1 protein-coding gene is annotated in these 726 nt (G+C 75.6%); it reads right to left on the reverse strand.

Translation table 11 applies throughout. The features are described 5' to 3' along the window. A partial coding sequence (locus tag SACPADRAFT_RS24710) for an amidase family protein (protein ID WP_007027857.1) occupies window positions 1-726 on the reverse strand: 726 nt, incomplete at both ends.

Genomic DNA, 726 nt, shown 5'->3' on the forward strand with positions numbered 1-726 from the left:
CGTCGGCGGCCATCCCGGCCGGGACGGTCACCGCGGGGAGCCCGGCGCTCGGTGCGGCCGTCCCGTTGGCGATCGTGGTGAGCAACAGGTCGCGCTCGCGCCCGTCGACCCGCACCGTGGTGGCGCCCACCGCGGGTGCGGTCACCGGCACGGTCGGGAAGACCAGCGCGTCCAGCCGGTGCGTGGCGAACAGGTCGGCGTAGCGGCGGGTGACCTCGTCCCGTTCCGCGCGCAGTGCCGCGTACCGGTCCACCGACAGCGCCGGGCCGTCGAGAAGTGCGTCGAGCGCCTCGGCCACGTCCGGGCTCGCCAACCGGGAGACGAACGTCGCGAAATCGCACCCGAGGTGTGTCCCGGCGAAGCGCGTCCAGTAGTCGCGCACCTCGAACGCCGTCATGCCCAGGTTCACCTCAGTGGCCCGCGCGACGGTGTCGGCGAGGTCCACCTCGACCGACTCGACACCGGCTTCCCCGAGCAGGTCGAGCGCCCGCCCGCACACCCGCGCGACGTCGGCGTCGACCCGGTCCCAGCACGGATCCCGCGGGACGCCGAGCCGGATCCCCTCCGCCGGGGGCTCCGGCGGGACGTCCAACACCTCCCGCCCGGGTGCCGCGTTCCCGGACCCGGCGAGTACGGCGTCGAGCACCGCGGCCTCCCGCACGGTCGCGGCCGCCACCGTCACCGTGTCGGCGGTGGGCGAGAGGTGCAGCAGGCCGTCGTCCGGGT

It is taken from the genome of Saccharomonospora iraqiensis subsp. paurometabolica YIM 90007 (assembly GCF_000231035.2).
In the GTDB taxonomy this organism is placed as follows: Bacteria; Actinomycetota; Actinomycetes; order Mycobacteriales; family Pseudonocardiaceae; genus Saccharomonospora; species Saccharomonospora paurometabolica.